At 68.6% G+C, this 23,130-nt stretch carries 9 protein-coding genes; 4 read left to right on the plus strand and 5 right to left on the minus strand.

Annotation, left to right across the window (positions count from 1 at the left end):
- The 3 genes from LQ326_RS25420 to LQ326_RS25430 form a co-directional block, all read left to right on the plus strand.
- Nucleotides 1-1,510, plus strand: a 1,510-nt coding sequence (locus tag LQ326_RS25420) for a polymorphic toxin-type HINT domain-containing protein (protein WP_268207531.1), incomplete at its 5' end; no start/stop codon positions are given.
- Between the two features lie 14 nt (nt 1,511-1,524).
- Nucleotides 1,525-2,127 (plus strand): contact-dependent growth inhibition system immunity protein, encoded by a 603-nt coding sequence (locus tag LQ326_RS25425; RefSeq protein ID WP_234540025.1) that lies wholly within the window; start codon nt 1,525-1,527, stop codon nt 2,125-2,127.
- A gap of 321 nt (nt 2,128-2,448) precedes the next feature.
- Nucleotides 2,449-3,753 (plus strand): hypothetical protein, encoded by a 1,305-nt coding sequence (locus LQ326_RS25430; protein WP_234540027.1) that lies wholly within the window; start codon nt 2,449-2,451, stop codon nt 3,751-3,753.
- A 1,554-nt stretch (nt 3,754-5,307) separates the two neighbouring features.
- On the opposite strand, the gene LQ326_RS25435 is transcribed toward LQ326_RS25430, so the two are convergent.
- The 5 genes from LQ326_RS25435 to LQ326_RS25455 all read right to left on the minus strand — a co-directional run bounded on the left by LQ326_RS25435 (nt 5,308) and on the right by LQ326_RS25455 (nt 22,256).
- Nucleotides 5,308-11,400 (minus strand): hypothetical protein, encoded by a 6,093-nt coding sequence (locus LQ326_RS25435; protein ID WP_234540029.1) that lies wholly within the window; start codon nt 11,398-11,400, stop codon nt 5,308-5,310.
- Nucleotides 11,401-11,579: 179 nt separating this feature from the next.
- The gene (locus tag LQ326_RS25440; protein ID WP_234540031.1) at nt 11,580-13,916 is read right to left on the minus strand and encodes a hypothetical protein; all 2,337 of its coding nucleotides are present in this window, start codon (nt 13,914-13,916) and stop codon (nt 11,580-11,582) included.
- Nucleotides 13,913-19,693, minus strand: a complete 5,781-nt coding sequence (locus LQ326_RS25445) for a DEAD/DEAH box helicase (RefSeq protein WP_234540033.1) — start codon at nt 19,691-19,693, stop codon at nt 13,913-13,915. Before LQ326_RS25445 ends, LQ326_RS25440 begins: the two co-directional genes overlap by 4 nt.
- A 405-nt stretch (nt 19,694-20,098) precedes the next feature.
- Nucleotides 20,099-21,685: a serine/threonine-protein kinase gene (locus LQ326_RS25450; RefSeq protein ID WP_234540035.1), complete on the minus strand. Its 1,587-nt coding sequence runs from the start codon at nt 21,683-21,685 to the stop codon at nt 20,099-20,101.
- A 40-nt stretch (nt 21,686-21,725) separates the two neighbouring features.
- Nucleotides 21,726-22,256 (minus strand): ATP-binding protein, encoded by a 531-nt coding sequence (locus LQ326_RS25455; RefSeq protein ID WP_234540036.1) that lies wholly within the window; start codon nt 22,254-22,256, stop codon nt 21,726-21,728.
- 503 nt (nt 22,257-22,759) lie between these two features.
- Here LQ326_RS25455 and LQ326_RS48375 point away from each other — a divergent pair.
- Entirely contained in the window at nt 22,760-23,014 is a 255-nt protein-coding gene (locus LQ326_RS48375) for a hypothetical protein (RefSeq protein ID WP_308402016.1), read from the plus strand.
- Nucleotides 23,015-23,130: the final 116 nt, after the last annotated feature.

Consider the following 23,130-nt stretch of genomic DNA (forward strand, 5'->3'; position numbering starts at 1 on the left):
GAAGGACGCCCAGAAGTACGCCGAGTCGGCACAGCAGGCGGCCGACCAGGCGGCGGCCGCCGACGCGAACAAGCAGGTGCAGACCGGCGCCGGGACCGGCACCGGGATCGGCGGGGTGTTCTCCGTCATCGACGACATCAAGCAGAACGGAGAGCCGGAGCAACTCCCCAACGAGTGCCATGGCCTGGACTGCAACACGTTGGTGTACAAGGTGCACTTCGACGCGGTGGTCAGCTACTACTACTGCGACAACCCCGACGTGCCCGCCACCGAGGCAGGCTGCCCCACCGAGGACACGGTCTTCCTCAAGACGCAGACCTTCAAGGACCTGACCAAGACGGTCAAGGTCTCCGCGTGGGACGTGACCAAGGATGTCTGGAAGGGCATCTACGAGTCCATCATCAACGACTTCACCGGCTGTTACCACAAGGCCACCGGCACAGGTGACGGCAGCTACGGCGACTGCGCCTGGGCCGCCACCTGGCTCCCGCTCGGCGGGCCGATCGCGAAGATCACGGAGGCGATCCGTGCCGTGGACGCGGCCATGCGCACCGGCGTCGGAGTCGCCGACGCCCTGAAGGCGCTGAGGGCGCTGGATGTGGACGCCCGAACTCTCTCCGCGATCGAGCGGTCCGCGAAGGTGTACGAGGAGGCGCGGACGGCATGCAGGATCAACAGCTTCCCCGGCACCACCGAGGTCGTCCTGGCCGACGGCAGCCGCAAGCAGCTCCGTGACGTACGGACCGGCGACCTCCTGCTGGCGACCGACCCGACGACCGGACGCGCGCAGGGCGAGCCGGTCACGCGTACCTTCCACCACACCGCCGCCGACCTGGTCGACGTCGCTCTCACGGACGGCGGACGCCTCACCAGCACCCTGGGACACCGGTTCTTCGTCACCGGCCGGGGCTGGACCCTGGCGTCCGACCTGCGGGACGGAGACGGCCTGCGGAGTCCGGACGGAACGGTCCGCACCGTGGCCGCACTGCTCGATCGGCACGAGGCGACACCCCAGACGGTGTACGACCTGACCGTGTCGGGCCTGCACACCTTCTACGCAGTGGCGGGCGAGACCCCGGTCCTGGTCCACAACTGCAACGACCTCGTGTTCGACGAGCAGCAGTTCCCCGACCAGGCGCACACCCTCAAGGACCATGTGCGCCCGACCGAGCAGCAGGCGAAGGACCTGGCCGCCGAGAAGACACGCAGAAAGGGGGGCGTGGAGACGCCGAACAGCGTGTGGGTCGACCAGGAGACGGCGCAGAAGGTCGTCGACTACGCACTGAACCAGAAGGCCAACATGATCAAGAACTGGATGAAGGGGTCCGCGAACGAGCTGACCTGGACGGGGACCTTCGGACCGAGGGATTCCTCCCTCGGTACGGTCTACTGGGAGAACCGGGCCAGCGAAGCCGCGGGCAACGGCTTCTTCATCAAGCTCGTGAGAGTTCCCAAGACGGCGGGGAAGCACCGCTTCGGCTACTACGTGCAGACCTGCTACCCGATCTGAGGAGCTGACATACAATGCGGCGTTTCAGTGAGTTCGATTTCGGTGTCTCGTGGGTGATGAGTTTCTTCCACCAGGACTGGACCTACGACGGGCCGACAGCCGCCGACGTCGTCGCGAAACACCTCGCCGCGGAGGCCGACGACAAGGTGCTGGCGGTTCGCCGCGACGCCCGAGTGCTTGTCGACCACCTTCCGTCGGAGACCACCGAGGTGCTGTGGACGGCCGGCGCGCAGTACATGCCGAGCTTCGAGGGGACCTCGGGATCGGAGTGGACGCGAACAGTCATCGGCCTGTGTGACGCCCGGTTGTCCGCCAAGGCGGACGTGCGCCCCCTCACCGGGGCCGACACGGAGGACGGTCTTCCCTACCGGGACGCCGTCGTCGCCGAGATCGAGCGGGTGGAGTTCCTGCCCACCGAGGTCCGCGAGGCGCTCGTCGACTGTGCGCGCCGCTGCACGCCGGACCTGGCGTTGCGGGTCCTGCTGAGGTGCATCGTGAAAACGCCGTACAACGTGCTGTCCCCGGACCAGTACGCACGGCTGGAGGCCATCGGCTCGGCCCTCCACTACGGCGAGTACGTGGTGGACGCCGTCGAGTTCATGGTCGAACAGGACTAGTCGGCGGATCCGGTTCCGCACGGACGGCGTTCCGCTCCGGGGTGACTCCCGGAACGGAACGCCGTTTGGTGCCGGCGGCCCGATCGGGAAGATGACCGACGCGATCCGCGCCTTCGACGCCGCCCTCCACGTCGCCGTCTTGAAGGCACTGCGCGCGCTGGACTTCGACACCGCGGCCCGTATCTCGCCGGCTGAGCCCACCGGCGTCATCTGCCCGACCGCGCCGGGGACGACGACACCCCCCGTCCCCGGCGCGACGGGCGGGGCGAGGGAGCGTCGCCTTCTTCCGCCCCGCCCGCTCCGACGCTCCGCGAGGAACTCATGGAAGAACAACGGGAAGTACGTTTCTGGAGATTCGAGGAGGACTTCGGGATCAGCCTGCTGATCGCGAGGCTCGGGACGGGCCTGACACCGGTGGCGCCGGACGCGGACGCCGACGACGCCCGCGCCCTGCGCGACGATGCCCGCCTGCTGCTGGACTCGCGCCTTCCGGCCGAGACCCTGCAGACGGTATGGCGCGCCGCGGCGGGCCAGGACCCGGGGCCGGACGTCCCCGGCCTGCTCCGCCGGATCGTGGAGTCGGCCGAGGACCGGATCGCCCGGGAAGCCGCCGGTCTCTCTTCGGGTGACAGGTTCTTCGAGGGCACGCCGCTCATGATCACGGTGGACGAACCGGCGATGAGAAAGGCCGTGTGTGCCGAGGTGAGAGCCGTGGCGCACCGGCTGACGGGCCCGGACGTCGGGGCCGCGTTGGAACGCGTGGCCGCCGAAGTGGACGCCGACCTAGGTTTCCGGCTGTTCCTGCGTGTGGTGAAGGAGACCCCGATCACGGTCACCATGGAGCGGTACGACCGGTACCTGACGATCGGTGAGGCGTTCGGCTACCCGGGACTCGTGGTGCACGACGGGCTCGGTGTGCGCTGGCCCCGCTTCGACGACGTCTCGTTGCGGCGGCGCTTCTACCGGGACTTCGGGTTCTCGTCCCTCGCCGGAGGTTTCTACAGCGATCTGTGGCAGCACTCCCACACGGTCGACGAGGGCATTCGTGGCGCGGTCTTCGACTATGTGGGTCTGGTGCCGGGTTCCTCCGCGTACGCGCTGCTGGAGGACACGCTGCGGCTGTCCCGGTCACCTATGTCCGACGACGCTCTCATCGAGCTCTGGCAGGCGGCGACGTGCTACGGCTACGACCCGCGGCACGAGGGTGCCGAAGCGCGGCAGTGGCTCGATCGGATCGCGGAGGCCTGCGTCGAACGCCTGCGGGAGATCGACCCCGGGTTCACCATCGGCGCACCCTCGCCGGGCGACTTCGAGGCGATGAACGCGGTCCGGCGGGAACTGAGGGAGATCGCTCCCGTTCTGACCCGCGCGGTGCACGACACCCCCTGGTACGGCGTCACCACGAGCCCGTGGTTCGAACACTCCCGCACGCTGGTTCCCGCGCTCGAGCAGGTCGTCGACCAGGTCGATCCCGATCTCGGCTTCCGTCTGCTGCTCAGATGCGTCAGGGTCTACGACGCGCGGATCACCGATGAGCAGTACGCCCGCTGGAGGGTTCTCGGTGACCGGTTCGGCTACGGCCGAGAACACGTCGCCGAACTGGCCGATCCGCACGCGGAACGCTGATCCTTCGCCGACCGGCCGCCGACCGGGGCCCGGGAGCCGCCGTGCCCGCCCTCGTAGACGGACCCGGTGACCACAGTGCCGCCCGGGACAGCGACGGGACGGGCGTTCTCATCCGGAGGGCCTACCGGTGTCACGTCGGGGGTGCAGTGGACGGAGACGCTCATCGCGCTGTGCGACGCCCGGCTGGCCAGGAACGCGGGGGACAGCGTTCACCCGCCCACCGCCCCTGGCACGAGCGACGTCGAGGAGTTGGCGGACGCGGTCCTCGCCGAGATCTCAGAGGCCCGTCGACCGGTTCGTGCCGGACGCGGTCAGGCGCAACCTGGCCGAGTGCGCGCGTCACTGCACCTCTGACCTGGCCCTCCGGCTGTTGCTGCGGGCGATGGTACAAGCCGGCACCGGCCGCGACGCAGCGCTCCCACCGGAGCACTACGCGCGGCTGGAGGAACTGGGGTCGGCCCTGCACTACGGCGAGTTCATCGTGTCCGAGGTACGCCATCTGGTTCGGCCTGCCGGCGCTTGAAAGCCGACCGAGCCAGGGCGTAAACGAGCGGAACTCGGTCATCCGCCTCTCGCGAGGGGCCCGTCATCTGCCTCCGGCGGATCTCGGCAGCAGTCGCTGCCGAGATCCGTGACGGGGATGTTCTCGACGCTGGGACGGCCGACAGCGAAGCAGCGCGTCGTCGCCCACACCCCAGGAAAAGCCGGCCGACCGCGCGATTGTCCGGAAGGCACAACTCTCGTGCGAAGACCGCACGGCTGACCGAGGAGCCATCCGCACGCCCTCTGCACGCCTGGCCACCAAATGGCCACCAGCTCAAACCGGACGGGGCCGGCGAGATCGACAGCCATGAACAAATGCCGAGGTCACAGCCCCGCGATCCGCAACCGCCACTGGCCGTCAACTCCAGACCTACGCATTGCGATGCACAGCCCCCACCTGCCCGATTGGCCCGAATTCCAAGGTCAACCAAAACAAGAAACCCCAGGTCAGAGACCCAACCTGGGGTTCACCATAGAGCCGCTTTCGGGATTCGAACCCGAGACCTACGCATTACGAGAACGCAAGATCGTTGCCCCAGCGTTCCCTGCTCTCCCCCGTTTTCCCCGTCTGTGCAGTTCAGCTGGCATGCACGCATCCCGGACGCGGTGATCGTTCACGGGGTTTCACTGTCCTTCCGGACCCATCCTGGACCCAGGGATGTCCTGCCGACGGGTCGGCCGGGCCCCAGCCGGGCGGGCCCTCCAGTTCAGGGCCGGTCGGCAAAGTAGCGTCCAGCGCAGAGACCTTGCGAAGCGAAGAGGCCCTACCCCGCCTGGGGTAGGGCCTCTTCGGCGCCTGCGCGGACCTCTTCGGGCCGCTGCTCACAGGCTACTGGTTTGGGCCGAGCCGCGGGACCAGTCCACACAGAACGCTGGAGCGGATTTCCGGCTGGTCCACGTAGCCGCAGCCATGCAGGCAGGGCATCCGCTTCTAGGGCTGGGCGTCGTCGTGTCCCGCCCGCCGGGGTGGCCGCTCCCCATGAACGGCCACCCCGACGCATTGGCGCATCCTCAGCCCCGGGACCAGCAGTTGTGCAGCACCGGCTCAACCCGCAGCCGTGCACCGTCTCGTTGGAAGGCATGGAAGGCCTCCAGGCACCAGTACACCCATTGTGCGTCCGGCTCATCGAACCCAGCGAGTTCGATGGCGGCAAGAAGGTCCCCTTCGTCAGCCCAGTCCGTGCCGAACTCGTCGGCGACGGCCCGGTAGCCGGACGCGACGATCGGATCAGCGGTGAGGCCTGCGGCGCTCACCAGTTGTGCCGCCTGAGACTGCTGCTGGAGCTCGTCACCGAGCCTGCGCAGCGCCTGGTCCTGGTTTTTGTACGTGTCATGCAACTCGACGGCTCGGTCCAGCAGCATGGGCCAGCCTCCGGTGACCTCCAGCAACCGGGTGAGCCGTTCCTCGGTGTCGAACAGTTCGCTGCGCTGGGTCCACGACTTCAGACTCCGCCGGTCGTGGCGGCGGAGCACAACCGCCGTGGACGCGGCGGTCCCCGGGGCCGAGAGCACATCACGCCACAGGCCGAGCTGGCCGGTCCCGGCAACGAGGACAACGGCTCTGGTGACACCTGACTTCTCAGGGAGTTCGGTCAGTGCAAGGTTGAGCGACTCCCGGGAGACATCGTCCTTCACTTCGTTCGCTGCGAGATCGCTTACGATGACGCGCCGCTCACCGGGTCGACCGGAGGTCAGCTCCAGCCGGAAGACGCTGTTGCGTCCGATGGCCGGTATGGTCCAGCCTGCCAGCCGGCCGGTGACAGCCCGCAGGGTGTCCTCCACATCGCCGATACCGGTAGCGGGTGTGCCGAGGACGATTCGCACCTGGTTGGTGTGGTCGCCCAGCAGATCGTCGACCTGAGTGACCGTGAGCGGGGCCGACCTGCGATTGGCCAGTTCCGGCCTGCCCTCCATGATCACGGTCTCTTCCAACTCGCACTCCGTCTCGGCTCCCAACAGCTGGGCTTCGATCTCCTGAGCGGTGCCGATCATGCGCAGCGCGTTGGGACCCCGCAGATGCCAGCCTCGGCCGTCGTGGTTGGGTGCCAGCACGCCGAGCCCGACCATCTCCTGGAGATAGGCGCGGAAACCCTCGCTGCCGAGCTGCTCGAAGCCGGCGGCCCACCAGCTGGCACATTCGTCGCGCAGTTCCACGTCGCTCAGCCTGGTCTCCAGACCGTTGTCGCGAGCCTGCTTGGCCAGCACATTGGCGATGACGTTGTACCGGTCGTCGAGGGTGAGGGTTTCCTTGAACGCCGCAGTGATGTCGGCTCGCAGTGAGGGGTCGGACTCGACAGCCTCCACATCCGTGGCCTCGATGGCATATGGAGGTCCCGCGGCGTCCGGGCGCAGGCGCTTGCGCTGCATCACTTCGACCAACCTGCTGCCGAACATCTGCAGCAGGAAGGGCTGGTACGAGCAGTAGCCCAGCACTCGGTTCACCAGGTCGACGTCGGCGAAATCGAAGCCGAGGGCGCGCATCGGGAGGGCCAGAAGATCGGCGGCGAACTGCGGGGCAAGCGGTCCGACAACGGTCGGGGTCTGCGCGAGATGACTGAACGGACCGTTGCGGGCGAGTCGGGTGAACCGCTGCACGGAGTGCAGCCCCGCGAAGACGACCTTCATGCGGCCCCGGGTTTCCACGCAGAGCCCTTTAAGACGCCGGGTCTGTGTGCAGTGTGGGACGTCGGCTTCGAAGAAAAGGTCGCACTCGTCCATCAGGATCAGCAATCGGCGTCGGGGGTCCTCGTCCAGCCACCCCTTGATGCCCGAACGCACCCGCTCATACGGATCTGCTGGCTGCCCTCTGCGCCCCTTCGGCTGGGCAAGCACCTCCAGGCTGGTCAGTTCCCGGTCCAGAACACTCCAGATCGTCTCCGATCCCAGTGCGTTGCCCTTTCCGATGTTGTGATAATCCAGGTTGAGGTAGACAGGGTGGTGGGAGCCCGGCTGCTGTTCGGCGAAACGGTCGCCGGCGTCGTTGAGAAGTGCCGACTTACCGAGGCCACGGCCGCCGAAGATGATCTGTGTGCCGTCCGGGTCGAGAATGCTCTTGCGTTCGGCGTCCCGTCCGTAGAACATTTCCCGGCCAATCCGGCCGCGCTTCTCCTTGATGTACGGGTTAACCCCGGAGAATGGCAACAGCGTTTCGGTCGCCACGCTCACCTGCCGGTTTCCGTGGGCCGCGAGGTACGCGAGAGCCGCGTCATCCACGACCATCAACGGCGCGCGTTCGGCGGAAGCTGCGGCGAGCTCCGCGCGGGCTTCCTTGCTCAGCGTGCCGAAGTAGGCGACGAGCAGGCTCTCTCCGCTGGGCTCCTTTGCCGCTCTGCTCAGCAGCAGCTGCGCCGAAGGACGGCCCCAGAGCATCAGGACACGCAGCGTGCGTCCCTGCTCCAGGATCTTCGTGCCGAACGCGGGTGCCCAGGCACGGCCGTTGATACCGATATCGGAGACGTCAGCAAAGCGGTACTCGTGGGTGCGCGGCAGCTCGTGCAGGGGCTTGGCCCGTCGGGCCTCATAGCCGAGGAGCGAGAGGGCAGGGAGCAGCATGTCCCGCACATTGACGTTCTGCCGCTCCTTGGGCTCGACGGCCGAGAGCTCGCGCCACAGGTCCAGGGCGTTGGCGGCCCGCGCCGCTTCATCCGCCGACAGGTTCGTGTAATCGAGCATGGGAAGGATTCGGTGCTTGTCACGTGCGCGAACGTGCGTGACCAGCTCCGAGGTGATTCCTTCGGGCAGCCCGGCCGGGACGGCCGGGAAGAAGTTCGCGAGGTGTGATTCGTCCGCCAGCAGCTCGGGTACGGGCTCGCCCAGTTCGAGGAAATAGACCAAATCCGCCGCAGTCGCGAATGCGTCGGTGTCGAGGTGGCGCAGTACCTGCGCCCGTTCGTCGGGGGTAATGTCGGAAAGAGCATCGAGACGGGCCCGCAGCCGGTCCGCGGCCTCCTCCCGGTACCGGGGCAGGAGTTCTGCCACCTCGCCGAGCGTGCGACGAACGGCGCTCAGCTCGCGCGGCATACCATCTTCCGCCACAGGGTGGGCATCGGCGAGCAGTTCCTGGAGCTTGACGTCCTGGTCTTCGGAAAGCGCGCCGTCAGCCTGGGCGCGCCGCAGTTCGGCCGCGAGTTCGCTATGGCGTTGGCCCAACTCGGAGCGACGGCGCGTTTCGGCTTCGTCGAGGCGCGTACGCCGTGCCGCATCGAAGCTCACCTTGGCGGTGCCGGGCAGCGCGCCCTGGCCGGCGAGATCCAGAATGCGGTGGGCGATGCTGAACGCATCCCGTTCCACTTGGAAATCCAGTGCTTCGTCCCATGACCGGTCCGCGGCCGCGAGCAGGTCCGGCACCGAAGGGCGCTCGCCCGGTACGAGGGGAACCTTGAGCAGCTCGGCATCGATTACCTGGCTTGCGTCGTGTTCCGACTCGTTTCGCTGGGCGGTTGCACCATCCAGTTCGTGGAAGAGACGGGTGAGGGATTCGTGCGCGGCCCAGGCTGTCGCCGCGGGCAGCGGATTGGGTCGCCTCATGGCCGCCTGCAGGTCGTCGAGGGCGCGGTCCTGTCGGCTGAGGACGGCCTGTCGCATGGACGAGATCTCCTGCACGGCCCAGTTGCTGTCAGCGGCATGGCTGCGGCGCAGAGCCTCAGTGACATCCAGCCACGACTTCGCGCACTCAATTGCGCGCTCGACTACGTGTACCAGATCCTGGCGGCCCGATCCCTCAAGGGAACGGCTGCTGGGGCCGCGGAACTCCCGCTCCATCCGGTCGATTTCGGTGTGGATCTCGGAGAGGCGGGTCAGCCGGTCGATGGTCTCGCGCGCTGTGGTGTCGGCGTCCGACGTGCCGTTCGCGATGGCGAGGAGCAGGCGGCCGAGCATGCCGTCGGCGGCCAGCCACCGCTTGGCGATGTTCGTCGCCCGGTTGTACCTCAGACGGGGCGGTTTAAGCATGGTGCGGCTCTGCTCGGTGATCTCACGCAGCTTTGCCTCCGCCTCGGACACATCGGCGATGACAGCCATGGGCGGCGCGATGAGCAGAGCGCCACTCAGCGCGCGTTCCGCTACCGCTGTGGCGATGGCGGCGAGCCCCTCCGGCAGTCGTGGAGCCAGGGCCTGCAACTGGGCTCCGGTCACATGCTCGCCGGTGACCAGGGCGGCGCGGATCAGAGCGGGGAGCAGGAGCAGTTCGGTTCCCTCGGTGTCGCGCGGGCCGAGGGCGTCCCATTGCTGGAGCGCCTCGCTCACGGCCCGAGCTCCGCTGCCGGATCCGGAGCGCAGGACAGCGGCTGCCGATGCCAGGCGCAAGGCGGCCGATTCGGCTTCGGAACGGCCGGCGGCCTGGGAGAGGTGAGCGGCCAGTCCGAAGCGTTCCTCGGACACGAGCCGGGCGATCGCGGTCTCAATGGCGACCGCCTCGACCGGTACGACGTCGGGGCGGCCTTCGGCGAGTGCGGGAACGGTCACTGCTTCCTGGCCGCGCGGTGTTGCCTCGACGGCCGATTCGCGGTCGACGGTGCGTGCCGGATCCGGGTTGGAGTCGCCGACTACGGTCTGGTTCGCAGCCCTCCGGGGCACTGCGGCCGGGTTCGTCACCACGGCGGTAGGGGCCTGGCCCCCAGCGGTGGCCGCGGCGGCCAGGTTCGCCTTGGTGGTGGCAACGGCGTCGGCGACAGCCGGGAGGGGGGCGGCCTCCTCTGCCCCGGCCTCCTCTGCCTGGCCAGCCTTGGTGCTCTTGGCCTGCGACGAAGGCACCGGCAGGAAGGCCGCGGTCGGCTTCCCTTCCTGGCGGGCCGGGTATCCAGGGGCCGAGACTGCTGCGTCCTGACCGTGGCGCACGTCTGTCTCGTTGTGAGCCGCAGGGTCCGTGCCCCCGACCGGTCCGTCAGATCCCGCGCCGGTCTTCGCCAGCATCGGTGCCGCTGGGTGTTCCGGCAGGACGTTGCGGCTGCTCGGTGCGTCCTTCTGTGCAGGGAGAGAAAGTTCGGCGTACATCAGGGCTGCTATGACACAGTCCGGCAGGGACTGTGCAACCCGCTGCTGGCGGGCCATGATCTCGGGCAGCGCATCCGGCTGATCAGCCAGCTCGACGATTTCGACAAGCGCGGCAAGCGCGGCAGCGTGGTCACGCTCCGACTCGGCCCACAGGGGATTCTCCAGCAGCTGCCGGGCTTGGTGATGCGCTGTTGCCAGGGACGGTGCCGCCGCACCGCCGTCTTCGCATTCGATGCTCAGCAGCACACGAAGGGTCTCACGGGCGGCAAGGTCTCGATCACGCTCCGCACGGTGTGCTTCCACGGCCCGAGCCAAGTCGTCCAGTCGGCGCGGCACGACGCCCAACCCTGCGTCTTTCAGTGCCTTTTGGAGGCGGGTAAAGGCCGGGGACAGCGCGGACAAGTCCCGCAGATCCTGCCTGGCGGGCGCGCGCCCATCGTCCAATGCCTCAACGATGCGCCGTACCACGTCCCGGGCGTCCCGGACGGAGACCGTCAGCGCCTCGTAGAGGGCGTAGGCGTCGTCCTTGTCCTGCCGCTTCTCGGTAGCGTCGGTCGTCTCTCGGCCCGCCGATCTCACGTCAACGTCAGAGCTCTGCGATGTGGGCACCGCTGAGGCGTCAGCAAGCGGGACAGGCTTATCAGCAGGCCCCGGAGCCCGGTCTTCGTGGCTCGAAGCGAATTCCGGGGTGGCTTCCACTACGCGGGCCGCGGCCTGACGCACGGCGTCCATTTTTTCAACGCCCGTGCCGAGGCCGAGCCAGTCGTGGTCGGCTGCCCATACGAACACCTCGGCATCGATTGCCGAGGCTTGGCAGCACGCAAAGACAGCGAGCCGGACCAGGATCGCACCCCATCGTGTGACCGGGTCGGCAACGACAGTACTGTCGTCGTCTGGCCAGACGATGGTGGTCACGTCCTCCATGACCCGGCGGACCAGGTAACGGACGGTACAGGTGCAAGCATTTGTCCTCGCCTCGCGTCGCATGCGGGTCAGGACATCCCGGCACAGGGACTTACTTGCCCGGCGTGGCGCTGCCAGGTTGATCCCCAATCCACGCAGCAGGTGCTGGCGCTCCTGCGAGGTGATGGAGTTGAAGGCCAGTTCGACCATGTCGGGAGTGAGCTCGTCCAGAGCGTCCGCGACAGGTGTGCCGCAGGCGTTGAGGGCAGCGGCGAGCGATCTGAGCAACTCGGGCGATATGCCCGGCGGAGACAGCGGTGGCTCTGATATGACGCGGTACCGGTCGTGCATTTGGGTTCCATCCTGATGCGACAAAGGGTGAAGGAAAATCAGTTTCCGCGGGTGTGCGGGGTGACGAAGGTGTAGCCCCGCGGTAGTTCCCCGCCGTTGGCCAGGCCGAGCCTGCGGCAGTGCGCATGGAAAGCAGCGCGCTGGGCGTCGCTGGGTGAGTTGCCGGGCAGCAGGCGCCGCAGATGTCCGGGTACGTACTGCAACGCCATCGGCGCCGACTGCCAGGTCCGGTCGAAGGCGCCGTGCCCGGTCGGTGGCCTCGGTATGGGAACAGGGTTGGGCTGGTAGCCGATGAGCGGGATCTCCTGTTCGCCGGGGCGCGCCGGATGGTGGGGCCGTCCGTCGGGGCTGCGGCTGCCGGTGGTCGGGTAGAGGTGCCCGCCGGCTAGGAGCTCTTCGACGGCCGCTTCCATGGCCTCGGCCTGCGCAGCCGCAGGTGCCTGCCCGTACACGGCGGTGGGTAGTACCGAGCGGTCGAGCAGTGCGTGCCCGTCGGGGGTGAGCAGTCCGCAGCGGCGTACAGCTCGCATCACCAACCGGCCCGCGTCCAAGCCTGTCGCCGAGTCGCGGGTTCGGGTGGAGCCTGGGGCGTCCTCGCGGGTGAGGATGGCCGCGTCGTACCGATGCTCGATGGCCCGTTCGCCCACCGTCACAGGGGTTTCGAGGAGGGTGGTCGTGGCGCGGATGACGCGACCGCCGCGGGGCCACTGGAGGTGGAGTTCGAGGCCCGGGAAGAAGTCCAGCGGCCACTCGATGTCCAACAGGCGGCCAGTCCCGTCACCGAGTTCGGGGCGGGTGTCCTGGACCTCCTCGGACTTCTCCAGATCGCCGCCCGGATGCGTGAGCTCCAAGCGCACGGTGGTCTGCCCCCGGCTGAGGCCGCACAGTTCGTCGGCGATGATCGGGCGCAGCGGGAGATACCCGTCCATGAGGTGGGCGAGCCTCAGCGGCATCCGCCACGCGATCTCGCTGTCACCGATCCGCAGGAGTTGCCCGGCTCCCAGAGCGGTGGCGTCGTCGAGCGGCATGTCCACCGGTTCGGTCGGCGGCTCCACGACCGGTTCCGCTGCCGATTCTGCACCCGGATCACTGGACGGCCCGGAAGGGCTCGCACACGATAGGGGCGGCTCTGTGGTCGCGCGCCAACCAAGTCCGGCTGCCGCCAGCGGATCGCTGTCCTCCTCGTAGGTGCCCGGGTGATGGGACCTCCACACACCGCCGCCTTCGAAGGCGTCGTCGAGGCTGACCCGCGTGCCGCTCTCGAAGAGACCGTTCTCACTCTCGCCCCGGATGAGATCGGCGATTGCCAGGTTGGCCCGGCACACGGCTGTTGGGTAGCCGAGGCCGGAGAGCAACGGTGCGGCGCCCGGGAAGTCCCGCAGCCGCGACCCGACCGCGGTGTAGGCGGTGGTCGTGGCGGCAATGGCGTAGCGGCGCTTGGCTGCCAGCTTGGCAGCGTATTGCAGGGAGGCGGCCAGCGCGCTCATGTCGTGGCCACCGAGCGGTCCGGTGTCCCGCCAGCAGGCGGCGAGGTCGTCGCAGGTCATCGCGTACGAGCCCCACATACGCAGTGCGTCGCTCGACGCGAGCACGCGCGCAATGACGTCGAGCAGGCGCATGAGGGTGCCTCGCAACAGCTCCTCGTCCTGTCCACAGGCCAGTTCGGCGAGCGAAACGGGCACGAAGGGGCTGAGCAGCTGCGCGCGTGCGGTGGTCAGCAGGTAGGCGGCGTAGAACGAGACTTCGTCCCGCTCCGCGGCCTCGCGGGACGGATGGACGGCATCGACCAGGACGTGTCCGTGCTCGTCGATCCACCGGGCGTGATCGCGCAGCCGATTCAGCTGGGCGGGCCTCAGACTCAGCGCCTCGCCGAAGGCGCGCAGATCTGGGACGAGTAGTTCGCGGCGTATCGGGGCTCGATGAATGTTTGGCCTTCCTGGTCCTTCCGCGCCGGCGGGCGCTCCGGACACCCAACCCGGTACTTCACCGAGCGGGCCGATCGCGGGGTGCTGACCCTCCTTGTAGACGATCTCCGCGTACAGGGGCTGGGAGGTGGTGGCGATGTGCACCATGGCTCCCACGGGGAGGGCCTCGATGCGCTCCCTGAGATGGATGACGGGAAACCCATCGGGATCGAGCGGGCTGGCGCCGTAGCCCTCTCCTCCGAGGTCGTAGCCGAAGTAGACGGCGTTGAAGGCGACCGAGACATGAACCGGGGCGCGACGAACCTTGACCAGCTCTTCCAGGTAGTCGCGCAGCCGGCCCAGTTCCGCGGCGGGCACGGCGTCGTAGCCATGTGCCATGGCGGGGGTCAGCAGCGGTTCGCACGTATAGGGCTGCCAGATCCCGGTCGACGCCTCCGGAGTCATGGTCATGCCTTCTCTCCCTCGTTCCGTAGCCGCGGTGCTGGTGCTGCGCCCTCCGGCGTTCGCGTGGCGTGCCACCGCCCATCGTCGGTGACGTTCACCGCACCCGTCTCGGCCAGTCGCTGCAGGCTCTTCTCGACCTCGGCGTACAGGAGGCCGATACGTCCGCCGAAGTGGCGACTGTCCCGTAGCGCCCTGGGCAGCGGTATCAGGCGTTTGTTCATCGGGTGGTACGACGCCTCGTCGCCGCGTACCGCGTGCCACAGTGTCCGCGGGTGGAGACCGCGCGGCATGAGACGGATGAGGCGGTAGACCTGGGCGTCGAGGCGCTGGGTGCGCAGCGCCTCGTCGGCACCGCCGCCGTTGCGCTGAGCGGCGCTCTCGAAGGCTTGGGCGACGGCGGGCCGACGTTCGCCGATCGGCCAGTCAGTCGTAGCCCAGCAGGCTGAGCAACGGCAGCGAGCGCCGGCGCAGCAGTCGTCGGGAACCTCAGGGACACCGAAGTAGTCGGCGAACTTGCGCTGAGCGCATGTGGTGGTGTCCTCGAAAAAGTCTTTGAGCAAGGTGAGTTCGCCTGCGGCGCGAGAGGTGCGCCGGGTGAGCAGCGGCAGGAACCCGCCGGGCAACTGGCGGTGGTGGACGCTGAGACCCGTGACGTATCGGCGGCTGGGGGCAGCGGACACGTCGAGTAGTCCCCGGTCATGCAGGTCGGCGAGGATCTCCCAAGTGCCGGCTGGGCCGTGTGCGATGTCCCGGTAGCCGTTGACGTGCTCTGCGAGGTGGGCGTCGAGCGCGTGGACGCGGAGGCGAGCGTGGTCCGGCCGGGAGAGCACGGCTTCGATGATGGGTTGCTCAAGGGTGCCGTCGTGGCTGGGTGAACGGGTAGCGCCGTGGCCCTCTTCGGGTGGCTGCGCGTCCCCGGCTTTGACCGTGCACAGCGGCGGGTAGTCGCCGAGGTCGGTTATCGCTCCCAGATCTGCGAGGGCACCGAAGGCACGCATGATCCCGGTGCGGTAACGGTCCTCGGTATGGCTGCTGCGCAGCTCGCTGTCATCGAGGAGGCCTGCGGCGGCGTCCTCGGCCATGAGTGCCTCGGCCAGTTCAGCGGGGTCGATGCTGCCGCTCCAGCTGCTGAGCACCGCCTGGCCCATGCGGCGCAGCAGGGGAGCGGGCAGATCCTGCCCGGTCATGAACTGAACTGTGCGTAGGCCACGGCTGGTTGCCAGCGCGAGAGTGACGTTGACGGGCCCTTCGCCTTGCCTACCCTGCCCCGCCGCGTCACGGCCCGCGCGGCCGATCTGCTGATAGAGCGCAGCCAAGTCGGTCGGTGGGGAAACACAGAACACGGTGCGTATGTCGGGTCGGTTGACGCCGAGCCCGAAGGCTGAGGTCGCCACCGTGACAACTGGCGCGAACCCCTCTTCACCTTGCTTGGGCGCCTCCCGGAACTCGGTCATCACCGCTGCTTTCTCGGCCTCGGTGAGCCGGCCGTGGAATCGCAGTAGCCGCACGCCGGTGTCGCCCACGTACTCGCGCAGGTGCGTGTACAGCGCGTTGACCTCCTTGACCGTGAGGCAGTACAGGATCGCGTGCCCGTCGAGCGCGTCGACCACTCGCTCGGCGAGACCGACGACACCGCCTGGGCCGGGCTGATTCAACGAGCGTCGAAATATTGCGAGTTCGGGGCGAATCGGGTTCTCGCGTACGGTGACGAGTCCTCCGCGTGCCTGTGGCCAGGTGGACTCGGTGTGCTCCTGCTCCGATCCGGCAGTGGGCGGCTCGGGCGCCATCTCGAAGAGGTGCTCGCGAAGGGCTGCGTGCACCGAGTGGTTGGCGGTGGCCGTGACCGCAGTGACCGGCAGCCCGTACTCCTCACGCAGCTCGGTGAGGAACCGTGCCACCCGCTGCATACTGGGCCGGAAGTCCTCCCACTGGATCATGGTGTGCGCCTCGTCGACGGCGATGCGGGTGACCTGCCCTGCCGCGACCGCCTTCCGTACCAGCTCCCGGAAGCGGCGCTGGCACAGCCGCTCCGGACTGACGTACACCATCCGGATGCCATGGTCCTGCCGCCCCAGCAGCTGGTCGGCAACTTCGGTCTTCCCGGCCCGGCTACTGGACTCCCGCAGCGGGGAGATCAGGGCACGTACGGCACCTCCGATGGAGCGGTTGAGTTCAAGGGCTTGGTCGTGCATCAGCGCCACGAGCGGGCTGATGACAAGGGTGGTGCCGGGCAGGACCAGAGCGGGCAGCTGGAAGGTATAACTCTTGCCGAAGCCGGTGGGCAGCAGCGCAAGGGCGTTGCTGCCCTCGGCGACGGCCCCGATCACCCTCTGCTGGGCCGCCTTCAGCATGACCGGCTCGTCGGAGAACCTGAGGAGCCCGCCGATCTCTGCGGCGCGCTTCAGCACGACCTCGCCGAGTCGGCCTTCGACACGCAGCCGCTCGGCCTCGTCCTGCGTGAGGGCGAGCTCCCGGATGCGGCGAGTGTGCGGCAGCACGGTATGGCGTTCGAGGGCATCGTCCGCGCACAGTTCGGCCGCCCGCCCATGGTCCAGGAGACCTGCTCGAGCCATGAACTCCCAGATGCGCCGCCATCCGTCGGCCATGGTGACCACATTGCCGCCGCCTGTCTCCCCGGTGGTCGGGTCTGGTCGCAGCAGGCCCGCATCTAGGCTGCCGAGGAAGGCCCGACGGTATACACGGCGCAGGCTGGTGTGCCCGCCGAGCTTGCGGTCGCTGAGGATGACGACGCCGCGGTGGCGGTCGGAACGGATGAGCCGGCCCACCGCCTGTCGCAGCTGCAGCGCGGCAAGCGGCAGGTAGTAGCCCTCGGTGGCGGCCCCGTCTGGGTCCGGGTGCCCGGCATCCTCGGCGCGTTGCCGTGCGGCAGCGCGGCGGGCCTCGATGATCGGTGCGGCGAAGGGTGCGAAGGGTAGTTTGTTGATCCACACCAGGCGCAGCCGTTCCTCATCGGCGACGTCGACGCCCTGCCACAGCCCCCTGGTAGCCACCAGGAATCCACCGCCCTGCTGCGGGTCGGTGAACTCGGCAGCAGCGCGGCCGTTGCCCAGGGCGAGCGCGCTGACCACAGGGGCGGTGACAGCGCGGGAACGCAACTCCCGTTCCAGCAGGTCGCCGATACCCGCGGCGGTGGCGCGGGCAGTGGTGAGCACCATGGCGCCGCCGTCGTACCCGGCCCCGTCCGGCCGCAGCCGTGTCATCTCCTCTGCATAGCCGCCGAGTTGGTGGGCCACCGTGCGCATGGCGCCTTCTTCATGCTCTGCCCAGGACGGGAAGTCGGTGAAGCAGATCAGCTCGGCCTGGCGTGCCAGATCGAACGGGGAGGGCAACGCGAGCGCCGGGAGCTCCTCGGGCAGCCCGAGACGTCCCCGTACGAAGGTCCACTGACCGCCAACCCGCAGTGTCGCGGAGACGTAATGGACGCGGGCGAAGGACGAAAGGTAGCGGCGCCATTCGGGGACGTCCGGCAGGTCTATGGGGCTGGAAGCGATGCGGAACCGGTAGGTGCGCAGACCAGCTTGCAGCTCGGCCAACTCCTCGAGATACACCACGCGCGACGGCGTCGCATCGGCTTCCATTTCGTCGAGCGTGGCGGCGGGGCTCAGCAGGGTGTCGATGTCGCTGGTGAGGCTGTCGAGGGCCGCCGCGCTGTCGTCGGCATGGCGAGCGAGACTCAGGATTCGCTCCTGTACGAGGACATCGAGACTGGTGGCGTGCTCGGCGGCGTACCGGCCGATCGCGGCGGCGATCGCGCTGAGGGCCCGCGAAACCTTGACGAGTAGCCGCTGGATCTGGCGCACTTCCTGGCTGCCGGAGGTGCCCGCATACGGGCTGGCGAGCGTGGCGTTTCGGCTGCCGACACGTACCCCTACGCCCTTGGCCCGGGCGTCGAAGGCGCGCGCGGCGAGGCGAGGTAGCCGCTCGTCATCGAACAACTCCTCCAGTTCGCCGACCGCGCTCGCGGCTCGATTGCGGGCGCCTCCCGCACGCGCGTCGGCGAGCCAGGTCTGGCACTCAGCCAGCAGGTTTTCCAAGTCTCGATAGTCGGCTGCGACGGTGAGCGCGGAAGTGGCCGCGTTCTCAAGCTCGTGGGCTTCGTCGATAACGAGCAGCATGTCAGGGCCGAGGGCGCGCAGATCATCGAGATGGGAGAGGGCGAGCGCGTGGTTGGCGAGGATGAGACGGTGTCCGGCGATGGCCTCGCGCACGGTGTCGGTGTGGGGAGCGAGCGGGGTGTCGGCTCCCTGCTGGTAGTCGCCGTCGCGCTGGGAGAGAGACTGCAACCACAGCGGCAGCGCCCGCCCGGCGTAGTCGGAGAAGAAAGCCGGCAGGTCCACGGGGTCGACAGACCGGGCGGTCCACGACTGTAGTGCCTCGCTGCTGGCCCGCAGCCGCAGCAGCAGGTAGACGGTGAGCTCGCGGAACTGCGGCACCTCCACGAAGCGTGCGCGGCCGCGGAGTTGCGTCCGGGCCTTGGTGGCATCGGCGAGCAGAGCGGTAAGTCTGGCCAGCGAGAGTCGGTTGGTCTGGCCCTTGACCAGGTCGGCGACGTCGAGGATGCCGGGTAGAGCACGTTCGAGGTCTTTGAGATCCCGGGCCATCTGGCTTTGTAGTTGCTTGGTGAAGGTGGCGATGACGGCGGTTCGACCTGGTGCGTCGGCCAGCCAGTCGAGGGCAGCGGCGAGCACCGCATAGCTTTTGCCCGTGCCCGTGGGCGCCTCCAGTAGTCCGGAAGTGCCTTGGTCGGACCACGTATGCAAGGCGGTGGCCATGTGTTGCTGAGCGGGCCGGGGCTCTGCATTGATACCGTGCACTTCGGTGGCGAGCGCAGCAGGGTCCACTCTTCCGTCCGCGCCGCGCAGCCTGTCGGGGACTGTCACGGCAGCCCGTCCATGCTGTGTTCCGCCAGCCTCGCGCCGTGGCTGTTGCTGCCTCAGCTCACTGCTCAAGAGCCGCGCCACGCGCTGCTCATCCCACCCCTCGGCTTCGCGTTGCGAGCTATCCGCGCACGCGGAGAGTTCAAGCAGCAGCCGCCAGCCGAACGAGTCGGGGCAGACGTCGGCCATGAGCCGCCTCAGCTCCGTTTCCCAATGAGCTACTTCGTCAGATGCCCGCACCAGCAACCGGACCAACAGTTCGACGTCGTCAGAGGCGCAGTGGGCTCGCAGATTTGACCTGGGGATGCCTTCGGACTCAGCGAGCGCGTGGAGCCGGTGGGAGCTTGCTGTCGGCCAGACTGCGTGCGCGAGATAGAGCGCGTCGACAGGGGCGCATCCAGCAAGCGGGTCAGCACATCCGGCTTGCGCGGCGGCTTCTCGCACCACCGGAAAATCCAGCCCGGTGCCGTTGTAGGCGACGACAATATCCGCGCCGGAGGTCTGCGCGGCAAGCTCCGTCCACGCTCGCTCGGGATCCAGACCTTCCGTTTGGACCCGCTGACGCACGGCCACGTCGCGGATGTCGTTTTCACCATGGGGGAGACGCAGGTACCGCTCCCATACCGGCACTGCCGTGTTCCACTCCCGGTCTGTCCCGAAGCGCATGGCCGCCACCTGGTACACGTGTCGTTCCAGATATGGCTCCTTGGGTACGGTCCGTACGACACTCTCCAGATCGATCGCGACGGCCCGCAGCCCACGTCGCTCAGGCGCCCCACTCGCCGTCGGCACGATCGGCGCGGCAGACGCGCCCGGCGTGGTGAGGCGCCCATCGGTTTCCTCGAGCAGTCCGGCCGCCACCGCTTGCGCGATGAGTTTGGCCAACCGGACCTCGGGCAGTCCCGCGTACCGACCGCGTGCTGCTGCGGTCAGTTCCTCACGCCCGACTCCTCCCGGAGACTCTCGCACCAACTCCACGATCTTTCGGACCGCTCCCGGAACCCGCTGATCCCCACCCATGATCGCCTCCCCCACCGCACGGTCTCCCCACCTCACAGACAGCGAGCACCGGAATATGCCTTTGACCTTTGACAGGAGACGATCTCCATGTCAGCGTCACAGTCCACACACTGGAAGCATAGCCAGATAAGACCGAAAGTGAAAGCATCGTCAAATCATTTCCGTGTCAAGAGGTCAGCTTCTTGAGGGTCGTTGCATTCGGACCGCTGCGGATCCGAACTCATCGCGAGCAGGCTGGCTTCGGCCGATGCCGCTTCTGGAGGACCTGGGTCAGGAAGCCGAACCGTCGAGGCCGAGGCGGATCACGGCGAGAGCCTCGGCGATCTCGACGGTCATCTCGTCGTCGGGGCCGAACACCATGCACATGTCCTCGTGGAGCGGTTCGAGGACCTGCCGGGCTTCGACGGCCCGGCCCTGGGCGAGCAGCAGCATCCCGATGTTGTGCCGCAGCTCCACGGCTTCCTCGCTCACATCGCTGTCGACGGCCCGCACGACGTTCAGCACGCCCTGGAGCGCGGCGAGCGCGTCGGTGACCTGGCCGAGCTCGGCGCGGCAACGGGCAGCCTGGGCACGGCAGGCGCGGGCCTGCTCGCCGGTGGGTCCGGCGATGCGGGCGTACGCGTCGGCGAGGGCATCGAACTCGGGCAGGGCGGCCCGGTAGTCGCCGCCGAGGAGGCGGATCGCTGCTCGCTGGCGGCGCAGCGCCAGGACCTGCTTGCTTTCGGAGCCGAGGGCTTGGGCCGCGGGTTCGATGACCTCGCCGAGTACCTCGGCGGCCTGCGCGAACCGCTCCTCCTCCAGCAGGGCGTCGGAGTGGGCGTACGCCGCCTTGATGTCCTCGCGCAACTGGGCAGGGACGGGCACCGGCTGGGCCCCTGGGAGGACGGCTGTCGGCGCCGAACCGCCGGGGGCGGGGGCCTGGGCTCGGGCGCGAGGCGCGAAAGGGTGGCGGAACACGCCCGTCGGGTCTGGTGCGCCGGCCGGCCCGACATCGGCCGTGCCAGGCTCCTGGCCCGGCGGCGGGAGGAACGGCAGCAGCCGTGCGTACACCTCCTGCGTGTCGGCGGGCCGTGCCTCGGGCGCCTTGCGCAAGAGGTGTAGGACCAGCTCCTCCAGCGCCTCGGGGACGTCGGGCCGCAGCTGTCGCAGCGGGGTGGGGGCGGCGTTGACGTGCTGGTACATCAGCAGGTACTCGTTCTCGGCCTCGAACACGACGTGCCCGCTGAGGAGTTCGTGCAGCACGCAGCCCAGCGCGTAGAGGTCGGTCTGCGGGGTGATGCGTCCGCCGCGGACCTGCTCGGGCGACATGTACTGGTGGGTGCCGATGGGGCTGCCGGTGGCGGTCAGTTTGGTGACGTCGGTGCGCAGGATCGCCGCGATGCCGAAGTCGAGGACCTTCACGGTGCCGTCGCGTGCGACGAGGATGTTGCCCGGCTTGAGGTCCCGGTGGATGACCGGCACGTCGTGCGCGTACGACAGCACGGTCGCGACCTGCGCGGCGACGGCGGCCGCCCAGCTGACCGGCAGCGGCCGGCCGGGGTCGAGGTAGGCGGACAGCGGTACGCCGTCGACGAGCTCCATCACCAGGAACAGCCGCTCGTACGACGCGTCGAGCACCGCGTCGTACACCTGCGGCACACCGGGGTGCTGGATGCGCGCGGTGATGCGGGCCTCGCGTCGGAAGCGTTTGGCGAACTCCTCGGCCAGCTGCGGGGAGGTGACCGACGCCTGCCGGATGAGCTTCACGGCGACGGGTCGGTCGAGCACGGCGTCGTAGCCGCGCCACACGTCGCCCATGCCGCCGTGGCTGAGCTCCTCCAGGAGTTCGTAACGGTCGGAGATCGCCTCCTGCGGCACCTTGCCCCCGGTGTGCGTGATGAACAGTCACGGTCAGGGGTCAAGTGTGACTGCCGCGTCGATCCGCCGTCCAGCGGTCGTGGCGCGCCAGGGGCTCGGGCGCGGCGGCCGGTCGGCCTTCCGCAGGCAGGACGTACTCGGCCCAGACCGTCTTGCCGGGGCCGCCGGGGCGCGGGCGCCAGTCCCAGCGGTCGGCGAGGTGCTCCACCAGGAGCAGGCCGCGGCCCGTGTCGCGGAGGTCCGTGGGCGTCGCCACGACCGGTACGCCTTCGGTACGGGTGTCGGTGACCTCGATCCGTACGGTCGTGTTGTCGCAGGCCAACGCGAGGTGGAAGTCGCGGCCGGGGACCCGGCCGTGCCGGACGGCGTTGGCGGCGAGCTCGGCGACGATCAGCGTCAGCGCGTGGTGCGTGTCGCAGTCGTAGGGGATGCCCCACGCGTCGAGCCGCTGCCCGGCAAGGCGCCGGGCGAGCCGCGCGCCGCGTGGGGTGGAGCTGAACCGCATCGCGAAGTGGCCTGTGGGGCTGGTGGGCCGGGGGACGCGGTCGGGGGGAGCGGTCTCGCTGGTCATGCCTCAACCCTCCCGGCGACCGCGTAACGCGACTACTGGTGACTCGCCGTCAGCCTCCGGTTGTGCGTGCTGGCGTGAGGTCTGTACGAGGCAGGCCGAGCGGCGCCGCTCGGCCTACGGCATGGCGAGGGGGAAGCGCCGGGCCCAGGCCGGAGAACCAGCCCGGATCGGGCCTGGGCGCGGTGCTGGGGCGGCTGTTGAAGCTGCCGCGGATCAGAGCGGGCCTTGCGCGGGCCGAGTTCGGCACGGGCCTCGAAACGCGGAGAGATTTGGGCTGGAGCAAGGGTGGTTGCGCCGCAACCCTGGGTAGGTCGAAGTGAGCTGACCGCGAAGCACGCAGTCGAGGGGCGACCTTGGATCCCGTATCCGTGGGAATGTTGGCAGCGATCGCAGGAGGAGCCGGGGGCGAGCTGGGCCGCCAGGCATGGGTCGCGCTCAGTGAACTGGTGCGGAGACCGTCGAGTCGCCGAGCGGAAGCCCTGGCATCCGGGGAAGCCGAGTTGGTGGCGCTGCGTGAGGCGCCGGGCGAGCCGGCACTGGCACAGGCGTTGAGCGGTGTCCTTGTCGCGCGGGCGGCGGTCGACCCGGAGTTCTCCGCCGCGCTGGACGCGTGGCGTCGCCAGTGTCAGGCACTGTTCGAGGGGTCGGTGACCAACACGATCAGTGGCGGCACTCAGTACGGCCCTGTGGTCCAGGGCCGGGACTTCTCCGGCATCACCTTCAACAGTCCACCAGAGCCTCCCCGGCGGGAGAGCTGACGGTCTCGTCGCCCCTACCGACCTGTGCAGACACGGCTAGGATGCCGCCCACGCTGGAGCTTGCGACCCAGGTACCCAGGTGATCCGGGCCGCTTGGACGATGTGGAGAGGTGGGC

The organism is Streptomyces shenzhenensis (assembly GCF_021462265.1).
Taxonomy (GTDB): Bacteria; Actinomycetota; Actinomycetes; order Streptomycetales; family Streptomycetaceae; genus Streptomyces; species Streptomyces shenzhenensis.